The organism is Companilactobacillus kedongensis (assembly GCF_003946625.1).
Lineage (GTDB): Bacteria > Bacillota > Bacilli > Lactobacillales > Lactobacillaceae > Companilactobacillus > Companilactobacillus kedongensis.
Genome location: NZ_RHOR01000003.1, coordinates 23,226 through 36,911, shown reverse-complemented (window position 1 = coordinate 36,911; position 13,686 = coordinate 23,226). Strand labels below are relative to the sequence as shown.

13 protein-coding genes are annotated in these 13,686 nt (G+C 34.8%); 5 read left to right on the top strand and 8 right to left on the bottom strand.

Going from position 1 to position 13,686, the window contains the following annotated elements; genetic code table 11:
* The first annotated feature begins 233 nt into the window (after positions 1-233).
* Positions 234-545 (top strand): helix-turn-helix domain-containing protein, encoded by a 312-nt coding sequence (locus tag EKM60_RS02865; RefSeq protein ID WP_125712251.1) that lies wholly within the window; start codon positions 234-236, stop codon positions 543-545.
* Here the strand turns inward: EKM60_RS02865 and EKM60_RS02860 are convergent.
* On the bottom strand, positions 540-764 hold the full coding sequence (locus tag EKM60_RS02860) for a hypothetical protein (RefSeq protein WP_125712249.1): 225 nt from the start codon (positions 762-764) through the stop codon (positions 540-542). The genes EKM60_RS02865 and EKM60_RS02860 overlap by 6 nt on opposite strands.
* A gap of 179 nt (positions 765-943) precedes the next feature.
* Complete coding sequence (locus tag EKM60_RS02855) at positions 944-1,756, bottom strand: SLAP domain-containing protein (RefSeq protein ID WP_125712248.1); 813 nt, start codon at positions 1,754-1,756, stop codon at positions 944-946.
* 296 nt (positions 1,757-2,052) lie between these two features.
* On the opposite strand from EKM60_RS02855, the gene EKM60_RS02850 reads away from it, so the two are divergent.
* Entirely contained in the window at positions 2,053-3,141 is a 1,089-nt protein-coding gene (locus tag EKM60_RS02850) for an SLAP domain-containing protein (protein WP_125712246.1), read from the top strand.
* A gap of 250 nt (positions 3,142-3,391) precedes the next feature.
* On the opposite strand, the gene EKM60_RS02845 is transcribed toward EKM60_RS02850, so the two are convergent.
* Positions 3,392-4,375, bottom strand: coding sequence for an Lreu_0056 family protein (locus tag EKM60_RS02845; RefSeq protein ID WP_125712244.1), 984 nt, complete (start codon positions 4,373-4,375; stop codon positions 3,392-3,394).
* A gap of 28 nt (positions 4,376-4,403) precedes the next feature.
* On the bottom strand, positions 4,404-4,979 hold the full coding sequence (locus tag EKM60_RS02840; RefSeq protein WP_125712242.1) for an SLAP domain-containing protein: 576 nt from the start codon (positions 4,977-4,979) through the stop codon (positions 4,404-4,406).
* A 343-nt stretch (positions 4,980-5,322) separates the two neighbouring features.
* On the opposite strand from EKM60_RS02840, the gene EKM60_RS02835 reads away from it, so the two are divergent.
* The 3 genes from EKM60_RS02835 (at position 5,323) to EKM60_RS02825 (ending at position 8,082) form a co-directional block, all read left to right on the top strand.
* Positions 5,323-6,555: a carboxylate--amine ligase gene (locus EKM60_RS02835; RefSeq protein ID WP_164508299.1), complete on the top strand. Its 1,233-nt coding sequence runs from the start codon at positions 5,323-5,325 to the stop codon at positions 6,553-6,555.
* A complete protein-coding gene (locus EKM60_RS02830; RefSeq protein ID WP_125712238.1) occupies positions 6,555-7,553 on the top strand; it encodes a lipid II:glycine glycyltransferase FemX in 999 nt (332 codons plus the stop codon). The genes EKM60_RS02835 and EKM60_RS02830 overlap by 1 nt, the downstream gene beginning before the upstream one ends.
* A gap of 226 nt (positions 7,554-7,779) precedes the next feature.
* Positions 7,780-8,082 (top strand): hypothetical protein, encoded by a 303-nt coding sequence (locus EKM60_RS02825; protein WP_125712236.1) that lies wholly within the window; start codon positions 7,780-7,782, stop codon positions 8,080-8,082.
* Between the two features lie 249 nt (positions 8,083-8,331).
* Here EKM60_RS02825 and EKM60_RS02820 read toward each other — a convergent pair whose 3' ends face one another.
* The 4 genes from EKM60_RS02820 to EKM60_RS02805 form a co-directional block, all read right to left on the bottom strand.
* The gene (locus tag EKM60_RS02820) at positions 8,332-9,228 is read right to left on the bottom strand and encodes a YitT family protein (RefSeq protein WP_125712234.1); all 897 of its coding nucleotides are present in this window, start codon (positions 9,226-9,228) and stop codon (positions 8,332-8,334) included.
* Between the two features lie 116 nt (positions 9,229-9,344).
* Complete coding sequence (locus tag EKM60_RS02815) at positions 9,345-10,547, bottom strand: hypothetical protein (RefSeq protein ID WP_125712232.1); 1,203 nt, start codon at positions 10,545-10,547, stop codon at positions 9,345-9,347.
* A 241-nt stretch (positions 10,548-10,788) separates the two neighbouring features.
* Entirely contained in the window at positions 10,789-12,432 is a 1,644-nt protein-coding gene (locus tag EKM60_RS02810; protein ID WP_125712230.1) for an ATP-binding protein, read from the bottom strand.
* Positions 12,432-13,676, bottom strand: a complete 1,245-nt coding sequence (locus EKM60_RS02805; protein WP_164508298.1) for an SIR2 family protein — start codon at positions 13,674-13,676, stop codon at positions 12,432-12,434. Before EKM60_RS02805 ends, EKM60_RS02810 begins: the two co-directional genes overlap by 1 nt.
* Positions 13,677-13,686 lie beyond the last annotated feature (10 nt).

Sequence of the window (13,686 nt, the reverse complement as noted above, 5' to 3'; positions counted from 1 at the left end):
CAAGAAAAATATCTACATATAATACTAAGTAAAGTACTCGGTACGATGCACTTTTAACCAAATAAATTTTGACATTTCGTCATGATTTATCCTATTAAATAGAAAAAATTCTTATAAATGATGTATACACATGTGGATTAATAGTAAAAAGATACATATGCTAATCTGTCACAAGCATAAAAATTCCATTAAGATTGAATTCACAGACACAACACTTAAATTGGGGGAAGTTCATGCTTGAAGAGATCGGCAAGACAATTCGAAAACGAAGAAAAGCTCTGAATATGACTATCGAACAGTTAGCCGAAAAATCTGGATCATCGCCCAGCTTAATTTCGATAATTGAACGCGGAAAATTAGATAACATCAAGATTCAAAAATTAAACGATATTGCACAGGCATTAAACCTACAATTACGTGATTTCTTTTTGAATGAAAACCTACAAGATCCTGACACATTAGATCTGATCAACTACTTATCTACTCTTCCTGAAGATAAACGCCGCGAGTTGGCTAAACTGATTATGAAAATAAAAGATCTATAAATCATATTTATGAACGATGGACCATGCAATTTCTTCAATTGTGTGGTCCTTTTTTAGTTGCTTATATTCTGCATCCAGTTCAATCGACTCTGTTCGAAGATCCAATGTAAGGATTCCAAAATCATGGAAGTCTACACGTCTATTGCTGAATTCATAAATCATAAATTTCAGATCCTGCAATTTTTTCAAATTTATTAAAAAGTCATCCCTAGAATCCATAACCATTCCTCCACATCTGTAACGATCATTTATGTGGATACCATAGCATATGGGTGCGACATATTATGTCGTATTCAAAACAAATTCCAATTTTTCGATATTTTTTGTCAAAAAAATCGTACTGCATCAACAGTACGATTTAATATCGTTACAATTATCTTTTGAATTACTAATTTAATTTATTCCACCCAAAGACCAAATGCATATCCATGAACATCTGGATATGTGTCATTTATATAAGAAACAAATCCAGTATTTGGTCGATCTTGTGCTTCAACAAAATCAGCGTAATTGAACAGTAGCCAATTATCTGGAACAGCGGCTAACGCAGTGGCATCACATTGGTAATCGTTTACTAACATATTGCGAATACCGTCAGCCGTCATACCCAATACAGTCTTACCAACAGGACTGAAATTGTCGTCATATTCAATCGTTTGGTCACCGGTAACTGTAGGCTTGTAAAAATCATCATCACCTCTGCCAGCTCCATCGATCCAAGTATGTGTTGAAACTTGATAATATGTACTAATGCCATTGTTAACAATTCTGCCTACTTTGAATGAACCAATCAAGCTAGGATTTGTAGAACTGACATGTAAAGATGTAGTTGTTCCGTCTTTATCATTATATCCAATCGAATAATAAGTAGATATAACAACATTAGAGTTGGCCTTGTTATCTGTATTAGCATCTGTATTGCCACCAGGACCAGCATCATAAGACACATCTCCAGCCTTAACAAATTCTGAAGTTGATACTTGATACATTGTCTCACCATTAATGGTTCTAGTTTCACCAACTTGCCATGGAGTGTGTGCTCCTAAAGCACGATTCGTTACCAAATCCCCATTTGGCTTGTACATACGTACGATCTTGTCAAATGTTGTAGCAACACCTGCAGCTGATACGTTTGTTAAGTTGCTAAATGCACCAATTGTAACGGCTGTCATTCCAGCAACAAATAGACTACCCATAATTCTCTTTTTCATATTGAATCCCCCCGAAAGCGCTTTTATATGGAACTTGATTTTAGTATATATACGAAACAGTGCAAAATCAACAAAGTATTTTAATAATAAAAATAACTCCTATATCTAATATTTTATGGATTAAGTAACAATATGACTTTTAACAAAGTCCAATTTTTCGATATTTTTTGTCAAATAAAAGAGCTTACGTCTTATCTATCTCATCTTTAGAAATATATTGAAAGAACCAAATATTTAACTTAATATAGGATTTGTAATCCTTAATAAGAGAATTATTAAGTTATAGGGGGAAACTAATGAAATCATTATTATTAAAGTCACTGGCTGTGTCTGGATTGGCTCTAGCTGCCTTTGCTACTAGTTCTGCACTAAGCAACACCGCCGATGCTGCAGAGGTTGCTACAACAAAAAACGTCTCTGTAACACGTCTATACACACAAGACGGTACACTCGTACAGAATAGAGGACTTGCTGCTAATACACCTTGGCAAGTTGGCAAAACTATTCAAATGAATGGCATCGACTACTACCAAGTTTCAACAAATGAATACTTGAAGTCGACTGATACTGCTAGTTTGACAGGAAGTAACGATGACCAAAACAGTCGTCCAGTAGATATCCTAATTGAACAATATTATGCAAATACTTATGACGACCGCGACGGATCAATTAACGGTCGTGTTGATCAATATTCAGATTGGGTTGTTTCAAAATCCGTTTTTGAATCATCAACAGGCAAAACATACTATCAAATTTCTAATCATCAATATATCACCTTATATAACTATCAAGTTCATGGTGATGAAGGCACTCTTCCTCATGTAGAAGTAAGCCATCTAACTGATCTTAATAAGACATTTGATCCTGATACTGGTAACGAAGTAAATACCTACAAGCCAAACATGGAAAACATCAATAAATACTTTGGTGAATACTTGAATGCTTTGCACAAGGCTAATGGTACCGCACCTGTTACCGTAACATCAGATATGATGAACTACGCTCAACAACGTGCTGAACAACAGGTTGGTAATACTCTAGATCACTCAACTGCTTCTAGAAGTACTTCCGAGAATTTATCCGGTGCAGGATTAGATTACTTGGTTAAATGGGCCTACGTTACATCTGACAAAGATACAGCCTACTACCTATTGTCACGATGGTATAACGAAGGAAATAATCTAACCAGCGCTGGACAAAAAGGCCACTACGGACACCGTGCCGCTTTGATCTATTCAGGTCCTAACGTTGGTTTAGGTATCAGTGGTAATGCTGCTGCTTTTGATGCTGACTGGGATTACGATACATTTGGTCAATTCAATGCATTGTATGATTACACAGGCTCAAATCCTAATACTAAATTCATATCTAAAGATTCTATTTAATAGAAAATTGAAATAATACCTGCTAAAATATAAGTGTAATAAAAATGACAAACCCTGCAGAGGTTTGCCATTACAACTCCACCCAAGTGGTGGCAGGTGTTCAACTAAAAAATAAGCCCATTCGACCTGTCAAGTCTTCGAGGTTTATTAGTACGCTGTACTTTTAATAGAATACAAAACAATAACATCGAATATAACAAAACAAAAAAAGCTTCAGAAATCCTCTAATATAAGGATTCCTGAAGCTTTTTTAATCACCTGAAATGGCAGGCATTTGGGCTGCTACTGAATCAACGTTTTGTTTATCTGCATCAGTTGAATAAAATTTATCTACCAACATCTTCAAACTAATATCATGCGGAACTAGTGGTGCATCTGCATCTGACTGTCCACCACTGAAATCTTTAGTATAGTAAGTAACTGTATTACCACTGAACTTATAGGCAACACTTGAAGCTAAAGTACCTATTCCGATCCAATATTTATCACCATCTCTATAAACTCCTAAATCGGGTTCCATGGATATACCATCATCTTTAGGTCTAGAGTATTGATACACCATCAATCCAATTACATTAGGATCAGTAACATTTGCTGTAGTATTCTTCTTAGATGATGCCTGACTATTATTGGAACTATTACTATTAGTTGTTGTACTTGTACTCTTACCAGCCGCAATATTAGAAAAGGCTGACTTAACGTCATTATTTTCTGTTTCCTTTAGATTAGGTGTCCCATCACGACTTTGATCTACTAAGACGATTGGTTGTCCTTTGTGAAAAGTGAAGAAATAAGTGATGTGATTTGGTAATGGAGGAACCGTGCCATCGTAATTATAAATTGCAACAACGTCATAGTCGTAATTACCTTCACCATCTTTACTCCAGCCAATCGACGTATTAGCGCCTTCAACGGTTACATTCGACAAGTCATCGGGATATCTAGTTCCGGTCGAAGTTTTTAAAGAGTTCTTCCCATTATATTTAACATATGATTGCTTCATAGTTGGCGCCCATTGATCGATAAAGCTCTTTAACTTGCTGTCTTTACTGCTATCCCAAAGCGTATCCCCCTGCTTAGTTCTAGTAGTAGATTTATGACCATTGTCACTTACTTTTGAAGTAGTTGTCTTCCTGCCAGAATTATTATTACTACTTTGACTTTGACTACTGCATCCAGCCAAAATAAGTGCCCCAATAAATAATAATGCCGCCAATTTTAACTTTTTCTGCATGATTCTCCCCTATCTATTAACCCAAATATTATTTATATCCTAAATATGCTGTGAATCCCGAATAAGTCTCAACATTTGTTGGTGTCATATTTAAACTTGAATCGGTAGCTTTTATGAATACACCAAGTGAAACCTCATAGAATGTGTCAGTTCCATTTGTGACAACACGACTAACTTTCCAAGATGTATTAGCAGCTAATTCACTATATGGTTGTGGATCACCTTTTGTAGCTGTTAGATACAATGGAGCTGGTTTGTTACCAACAGTTGCTATTAAAGTAGTTGCTGGTGTTGGGGCTGGAGTATCTTGGCCTGTTAACGTTGAGTCAGAGGCACGAAGATATTCATCAGTAGAAACTTGGTACATTGTTTCTCCATTAATAGTAGCTGTTTTGCCTACTTGCCATGGTGTGCTTGGTGCAAGTGCACGATTAGAAACCATAACACCGTCTGCCGTATAGAGTCTTGCTGTAACTCCGGCATGAACTGTCGCAACAGTGGCAGCATCTACTTGTGCACTATTACTTGATAAAGCTGTAATTGCTCCAGTAGTCGCCATAGCCAATGCGGCAATAATTGCGACCGGTTTTGATCTAAATTTCATTATTTTAATCTCCCATTTCCCTAAATTTAACGGCTAAATTATACATCTATTAAAATCCCGATTAAATGGGGGTTATTAAAATAAAGCAATTTTATTTATATGGATATTTATTCCTAATATCTAGTTTTGTTCCGATGATAATTGAGATTTTGTTCGTGAGTAATACTGATTCAAAACTAACTTAATTTCTTCAAATTTTTATATCATTTTATGAGGATGCTATCTCTAAACTCGGAAAATTATTTCCTATAATAATGCTTTCTGTGATACCATTTAGAATTGAGGATTCAATTGACTCTATTTATTCAAACTATAAACTGATGAAATAATCATTAGGGGATGTATGATGGTACAAACAGAAACTTTTATGCCAATAATTTTGGGGACTGATAACAACGCCTACGGAATTGCGCGTTCCTTGCATGAAGCTTTTCACATCAAACCAACTTGTTTTGGCCGTGGAAATCTGATCATGACTAGGGATTCCAAAATTCTAAACGTTATTGTCAAACACTTTACTAACGATGAGGAATTCGTTAACGCAATTAACGAAACCGGTAAAGAATTAAAGAAAACCTATCAACACTTAATTATAATTGCTGCCAGTGATCAGTATGCTGAACAAGTGATCCGTAATAAAAGTGAGCTTGAGGGTCTTTTTGACGTTCCTTTTATTGACCAAGAATTACTTACTTCATTAACTCATAAAGATAAATTCTATAAGTTAGCTGAACAAACCGGCTTGCCAATTCCAGGGACACAGTTGATCACTACTGAAAATTATCACAACTTTATTTCTAAGTTCGACTTTCCAGTAGCTTTAAAACCAGCAAATACAACTGAATATCTCGGATTACACTTTGATGGAAAGAAAAAAGCCTTCATTCTAGACGACGCTGACGAATTAAGCTCAACTGTCGATAAAATCTATCAAGCTGGATACTCTGACACGATGATCTTACAAGAGTTCATCCCCGGTGATGATAGTCATATGCGTACCTTAAACGCTTATGTAGATCACAACGGACACGTACGAATGATGGTGCTAGGTCATCCCGTCTTAGAAGATGTCACACCTAATTTAATAGGTAACTACGTTGCCATTGTTAATGACTACAATGAAAAACTCTACAAACAAATAAAGAACTTCCTTGAAACGATCAAGTTTCATGGCTTCGTCAATTTCGATTTGAAATACGACGCCAGAGATGAAGAGTTCAAAGCTTTTGACGTCAACGTCCGTCCTGGTCGTTCCAGTTACTTCACAACTGCCAGCGGTTATAATATCTTCGCTGAAGTCGTTAATGACTTAGCCTTAAATAAACCCTTTACTGAAACAGTTGCTGCTAAAGCTGATCATTTATGGCTCGGGGTTCCAAAGAAATTAGCCGTAAAATATATCGAAAACGATAAGATCAAAGCCAAAGTTCAAAAGTTGATCCAACAAAAGAAGTATTCTTATACACTCTACAATTCACTAGATAAATCCATCAAACGTAATTGGCGACTTTATAAGTATTACCACCAATACTGGCAACGATATCAAATATACTTTACTAACAAGGAGAACCTATAATGCCTGTACTTACAAAAAATGATCCAGAAATAAAGAAATATCAAGATTACATCAAGGATGCTGCTTTCACTTCAGTTACCCAAACACTAGAATGGGGACACGTTAAAAGTAACTGGGATGGCTTCTATGTTTATTTAGGCGACATCGACAACCCTACAGCTGCTATGTCTATTTTAACTATCAATGGACTTGCATACTGTTCAAAAGGTTACGTTGGCGATGATTTCAACGTTGATACTTTGGACGCTTTAGTTGCTGAAGCAGAACCTGTTCTAAAAGAAAACAACTGCTTCTTATTGAGAATCGACCCAGAAGTTCCTTTCAATGAAGAATTGAACAAAAAACTATTGGCTCATGGTTACACTATGAGAAACAGAAATCTTCCATTAAGTGAAGCTCACAGTACTATCCAACCACGTTTCAACTTCGTTTTGAATATCAAAGATGCTGACCCAGAAGACGTTCTAATGTCATTCCACTCAAAGACACGTTACAACATTCGTTTAGCTAAACGTAAGGGTGTTACAGTCGAAAGTGGCGACACTCAAGAATTCATGGACCAATTTTACGAAACATACAAGATCATGAGTGACAGACACGATATTACTTATCGTCCTAAAGCTTACTTTGACCGTATGGTTGAAGCCTTCTCTGGTAAAGATATGATGCGCATCTATCTAGCCTCAGTTGATGGTGAAGTTATAGCCGGATCAATTTGCTTTGAATATGGTGACAAAGCTTGGTACATGTATGGTGGAAGTTTGAATACTCACCGTAATTTCATGGCACCTCACCTATTACAATGGGAAATGATCGAACATGCTATTGCAACTCACAGAGATCGCTATGACTTCGGTGGAATCTTTGGATTCGACATTAGCGATGGACTATATAAGTTCAAGCATGGTTTCACTAAGGATAACAAGTATCTTGAATATATCGGTGAGATCGATCATGTTATGGATGAAGAAGGATATAAGAAGTTCCTTAATAAATAGTTTTGTGGTCGTCTCCAGGACTAATTTTATTTTACATATATAAATATGGGATCTATATCTTATGCCTGAATTAATTAGGCTTGATATAGATTCTTTTTTGTTTGCTCTAAAAAAAATTCATATACCTATTGTCGTTTCGTCAAGTTGTTGATATTTTTGCGAGTTACAATATATATGAGGAATATATTTATAGATAAATCTTCTTATTTTAGAAAGGTGTAACAAAATGACTGAAACAAACGACCAACTTAACAAGGCTAAAGCTTTGATCAAGAACTTGTACAACTCAACATCTAATACGCGTCTCCAAGACCCTTTATTTAAGGCTTACAAACGTCTTGATGAAGGTGCTGATATTGATGACTTAACTGCACGTGCAGCTAGTGCTGTGAACTACATTCGTATTACATACAAACTTACTCTTACACCACAACAAGAAGAATGGTGGCGTGAATTGAGGGATATGGGTAGTGCTGCTATTATGTATCACGATCCTAAGAATAATTTATTGGATATTAGTGAGATGTAATCTCCAGGAGCGAGAATATTCACCTGCTATGCGGAACGGTCCAAGCCAAGGTCTCGGAACTAGGTTTGAAACCTTGCAAGTTCGGCAAGTTTTCCAACTCGCCCGGTGGTGTAATTGCTAAAGCAATAACGCCACTCTCATAGCTGGTTAATATTCTCGATCCTTCCGATTAATTTATATTTAGTTAAAATATATTAAAAGAGGTTGTTATCACACTTGATTATTTAAAGTGTGATAGCGACCTCTTTTTTAACGTTTTCGTAAACTCATATGGTATCTTTTTCGCTGATAACTAAATCCTTCGCCTATTACTTCATGGGCATCAATTACTGAAACAAAAGCTTTATCATCCACGGATCGAATTAGTCTTTTTAATTGTGGTACTTCACGTGGTTGAATTATCAAATAAATGATCTGTTTTTTATCATTTTGATAGCCACCTTCGGCGTTCAAATATGTCAATCCACGTTCCAGTGTCGTATCGATCAACTTAGCGATTTCTTCATATTGGTCAGAAATAATGAACAGTGCTTTGGCGCGGTTGGGACCTTCTTGCACTAAGTCAATTAATCTTGCCAACACATAACTAACGATCAAGGAATACATTATGTGATAGAAATCCAAATACGACAATGATAACAATAGTACCAGATAGTCCATAATTAGAATTCCTTTACCAGACGACACACCGAACTTTTTTTGTCCTACACGTGCAATGATATCACTACCGCCAGTTGTCCCGTTGTAACGAAAAACTAGCCCTATTCCTAGTCCAGATAATACTCCGGCAGCAAGGGATGATAACAATAGATCATGTTTTAATGGTAATGGTCCAATGATGGTTTGTTTAGACCATAGGATTAAAAATAATGACAAGCAAAAAGTTCCGTACAGTGTATAGAACATAACTCGCTTACCCAAATACCGAAAACCAATTAATATCAGCGGTATATTCAGTATTAAAGTACTTATACCAGGATTAATATTAAAAAAATACCGAATAATCAATGTAACACCACTCAAGCCGCCATCAGCTAGACCATTGGGAATAGAAATCATGTCCAAACTAAAGGCATAGATGGCACACCCCAAGGTAATCATTAATAGTTCCAAGCTATTATCTCTGGTCCACCACTTAAAATTCATATCTTTTCCCCCAATATAATAATTTAAGCTATCAGTAATAGTGTACACTGAATCGAGCAGAATTTAACCATAATAAAAACCCCTCAGTTTGAAAATATTCAAACCAAGGAGTTTTTTTAGTCTCGTGCGAAAAGTTCTGAAAAGTCATTATTACTTGTTCGAATGAAAATACGTTCTTTACTAGGATCATCGCCAGTTTGATCTTGCATTGGCACTCCTTTAGGATAAAAAACAATCATATAATTTTGAGCACCAACTTCAGCCGTCAATGTAAGTGCATCTTCTTCATCAAAAGTTACCTGTCCAGAATCATCTTGAATTGTAAAGTATGTTCCATCACCTGATTTACGACTCATCATAACTTGACCGTCACTAATACTATCTTTTGTGATCGTTAACTTTTGTCCGGAAGGAGTCGTATCTTGAGGACCATCACCTCTATTAAAGTTAGTTCCCTCAGCAATCTCTTTCCACGAACCGACAAGTCCAGAATAGTTACCAATACCAATTTGATAAAAGTTCATGTTGTGAATGTTAACCGGATGTGTCGCATACTTACCTGCCAGAATTTTATCCTGTGCTTCTTTAAATGCTTTGTCTGATTGTGCTTGAGTTATCCAGCCCTGTTCAACCGCATTGCCATAATAGTCGAATGTTCCAGTGAACATTGCAAAATAATCCGTCTTATTCAAACCAATTGCCTCATAGAATCCCATTGAACGGATATCTGATCCGCCTCTTGCAGCACCTTTAGGATTACCCTTCATGGAAAATTGCTTATATGCGTCGATATATTTTTGAGGAGAATCTGTTGAAAGAATATACGAAGTGATTTGAGATTTATTATTATTGATTTGTTTATCAATATCATTATTTACAGACTCAAAATCTGAAGCCGTATAAACCACATCTCGTTCAGGAGTTATTTCCTTTTTTAAATCATTTAAACTGGAAATTTTCTTTTCCAGTGTCTTTTGAGTTTCTGTCTTTGATCCCGCTGTAGTATCTGATTTTATTGTTGATTTATTTTTGTCCTGAATTGAATGCTTAATCGTCTTTATATTATGACGATATGCTGAATCTACTTGTTTGTAGTGTTTTTTGTTGTTTTGATATTTTTGGTATTCATCTTCTAAATCTTTTAAAGACGATACCTTCTTGGTGATGTTGTTTTCATCCTTGATCTTTTTTGCTGTCTTATTCACCGATGAAACTTTGGAATCATATGGTTTTGATTGTGCTTTCGTCTGTGATTTACATCCGGATACTAAAATAATTAGTGTTAATAGTATCGTTACAATACCGAAACTCTTCTTCATACCTGCACCCCTTTTAGCAATTTAATAACTTTAGGGTAGTGGTTCTATATTTTGGTATCGTAAATATTGTGTAAATGAATGATTATTTTCCTGTAAATAACTAACCACAAACCAGAAAAGAATACTTGATAAAATGTGCTATAAAGATTTACTACTAAAAATTAACGCGTATTTCAATCCAAAGTAATTAAGATAACTAGGACACCGATAGTCAAAGGGTACTATATAATTATTAAATGATTTAAATTACCGGAGTAACATTATCATGTTTCCTGCTAGACTTATTAAATTTTAATTGCAAGTCCTGTAGTAAATTAATACTTGTTAGTATTGCTTCCCCTTGATTTAGTTTACTAATACGTTTCTGACTTTTTTCGTCCAAATAATTGAATACAGTATATAAATCATCTTGACTAGTAAGTCTATGAATTAGCAATGTACCTATCTGACTAAAAACAATTTTTGGAACATCTACCGGGCTTTGAGTAGTTAGAAATAAGAATATTCCCTTTTTTCTACCTTCTCTGGCAATATTAGTAATCCCAGAAATCACTGCTATACTTTCATTTGTAAAATGGGTATATCTATGAACCTCATCAATAAACATAACAAAAGGATTTATTTTTTCTTTTTCTTTACCAATTAAATAATTACTAATAAGATCAATAATCATAGCACCAATTCCATCTGTAGTACCAATATTAGAAGCATCAATATATAACGATTCATTTTTGCTTCCACAAAACTTATCTAATTCATCCATTAGAGCATAGCTTTCATCTGGAGGGTTAGAAAAAAAGTCTGTTAGACTAGAATAACTGAATTCGTGTCGAACCTTTTGCACTAACCATGCATTTGTATTCGCCCTAAAAGAATCGAAAACATATTTTCCCATATTTGGATTTTTTGATCCAATTTCAACCGATTCTTCATTAATCTGCTCTGCAAGTAACATCAAATCAAAACTTGAATCAGCATCTGTAACTCCTGAAATATCCCTCTCAACTTCTTGAACTTTTTTTCCCTTCTTTTTGTAAACACAATTTTTACCTTCTTTGCTCTGATATCTAAGTGATTTTATTGCTGAAGAAAGTACGGATCCTTGAGTATTGTCATTAGTCTGAAACAGCATTTCCCACTGTCTCATTGAAATTCGTCCTACTGGCAAAAATGTATTTTTACCTAGATTAAGTTTTGTTACCGTATTTTCAGGAAATGATTCACTATACTCTCCTGTTGGATCAATAATCAGTATTTTTCTATCTGTTTTAAATAATTCATCTAAAATTGAAAGAGCTGAAGTCGATTTTCCAGAATTTGTTGCGCCCACAACCAAAAGGTGACGGTTCATTAAACTGTTAGGTTGAATAGAAAATTCAGCATTCTCATTATTCACAATACTAGCAAATCCCTTAATCTTGCTCTGAGGACAGTTTGTATCTGGATAATAATAAATATTTGTCTCAAGAGATTCAAGATATTTTTCAGTTATATTTTCATTTGCAACATAAACCTTATCATTCACACCAACCATCTTAAATCCTGGAAGCATAAACGTATCATTACCATTTAAATATCCAATTATATCAATTGCCATTTCAGGAAAAACATTCTCAACTCTTCCTGAACTAATTTCTCGATTTACTACATCATTATCTTGCACCTTTGACTGGTACACTTCCCCAATAAAAAGTCCCTGAATATCTTCAATAACTACATAAAAATTAATTGTATTTGGAATCAATTTCTCTCGTTTTATTTTTCTTTCTTTAAATAAGCTTAAATTCTCAACTTGAATTAAACTCCTATTTCTATACACTTGAGAAATAATTCCAAGATAGAAATTTTCTTTATTAATCTCATTGTAAAACTGATCAGCATTCATTATTGACCTCCCATATAAAATGCAAGATTATCGTTCAAAGTGGCTTTTAAAAAAGCAATTGAATACGTTTCATCTTGCATACTCATAAGCTTTTGCCAATTATTATTAGGCTTTTCAGGATTAATAGAATAGTCTGATATTAGCGTAAATAGACTTGGATTGTGTGTAATTGCTTGTATAATCATTCTTGAAATATGATCATCAGCAAAACTAAAACCACTTGTGATTAATAATGTATTTGGTTGCTTTAACAATTCTTGAAATCTACTAAACAGTTCAAAATATGGTTGTTGATAGCTTTGCATATATTTAGAACTGCTAGGGAAAATCATTACTGGTTCTCCTTCTGTACCTTTTGCTAGTCTTATAACACTTTCCCCGTCTTCTGACCTTCTCCAAGTCAATGATCCATGTATTTTTAGTAAATCAATAACTTGATCCTTATATATATTTTCACGTGTTTTTACGTTTGATACATGCTTGCTCAAATGCCATTCGAACATATCATCATCAAATTTAGGGATTCTTGAGAAAGAAAAACCATCAAAAACTGTATACCCCTGTTTATCGGCTGCGTCTTCAAGCAAAGTATCGTAATTTGTTGTAACAACACAAAGCTTATTTTCACTAGATAATTTCTTTGAAAGAGTATTTAAGACTGCCGCATGCTTAAGTTTCATAGAATCATAATTATAACTTGTTTCACGTTCAATAATCGTATAAATGGCTCTTCGAGAGTCTTCCCACTTTGCCTTTTCATTTATATCAACAAATTCAATATAAGTAAGTAATTTTGATAAAAAATCTTCAAAATTAAATGGCTTACCATCGACAAGAAGATCTCCATCTTTATTAGTGATTTCCCCATAACGAATAGCTTCTGACATCTCTGGAATACTAAAGACTTCTTTATCTTCCTTATCATTTGGAAACCTAAAAGATTGTTCTCTAAGTTGACTAAATACAGTTATAGAGAGCATCGCTACGGTCTTACCGTAATTAGGATCTAATTCTTCATCTCTCATGACCACTGAACCACCAGCGCCTACTAAAAAAACAATATGATCAAACGACTGATCAATAAACTCTGAAACTACACCACGAATTAGTTGGTCAAAGTCATCGCTAGAATAACCAGTGCCTCCCGATTCATCTTTTTTCAAAAGTGTATCACCTTCGTAGAATTTATCGTCATCTTTTGACAAGATTAAGTTATTTGCTTTATAAAATGGAATTTTATTCATAATTTCCCCC

Coding starts and splice junctions, on each gene's coding strand:
- EKM60_RS02845 (WP_125712244.1), bottom strand. CDS start 4,375: ATGCAGAAAAAGTTAAAATTGGCGGCATTATTATTTATTGGGGCACTT.
- EKM60_RS02865 (WP_125712251.1), top strand. CDS start 234: ATGCTTGAAGAGATCGGCAAGACAATTCGAAAACGAAGAAAAGCTCTG.
- EKM60_RS02825 (WP_125712236.1), top strand. CDS start 7,780: ATGACTGAAACAAACGACCAACTTAACAAGGCTAAAGCTTTGATCAAG.
- EKM60_RS02840 (WP_125712242.1), bottom strand. CDS start 4,979: ATGAAATTTAGATCAAAACCGGTCGCAATTATTGCCGCATTGGCTATG.
- EKM60_RS02830 (WP_125712238.1), top strand. CDS start 6,555: ATGCCTGTACTTACAAAAAATGATCCAGAAATAAAGAAATATCAAGAT.
- EKM60_RS02820 (WP_125712234.1), bottom strand. CDS start 9,228: ATGAATTTTAAGTGGTGGACCAGAGATAATAGCTTGGAACTATTAATG.
- EKM60_RS02835 (WP_164508299.1), top strand. CDS start 5,323: ATGATGGTACAAACAGAAACTTTTATGCCAATAATTTTGGGGACTGAT.
- EKM60_RS02810 (WP_125712230.1), bottom strand. CDS start 12,432: ATGAATGCTGATCAGTTTTACAATGAGATTAATAAAGAAAATTTCTAT.
- EKM60_RS02850 (WP_125712246.1), top strand. CDS start 2,053: ATGAAATCATTATTATTAAAGTCACTGGCTGTGTCTGGATTGGCTCTA.
- EKM60_RS02805 (WP_164508298.1), bottom strand. CDS start 13,676: ATGAATAAAATTCCATTTTATAAAGCAAATAACTTAATCTTGTCAAAA.
- EKM60_RS02860 (WP_125712249.1), bottom strand. CDS start 764: ATGGATTCTAGGGATGACTTTTTAATAAATTTGAAAAAATTGCAGGAT.
- EKM60_RS02815 (WP_125712232.1), bottom strand. CDS start 10,547: ATGAAGAAGAGTTTCGGTATTGTAACGATACTATTAACACTAATTATT.
- EKM60_RS02855 (WP_125712248.1), bottom strand. CDS start 1,756: ATGAAAAAGAGAATTATGGGTAGTCTATTTGTTGCTGGAATGACAGCC.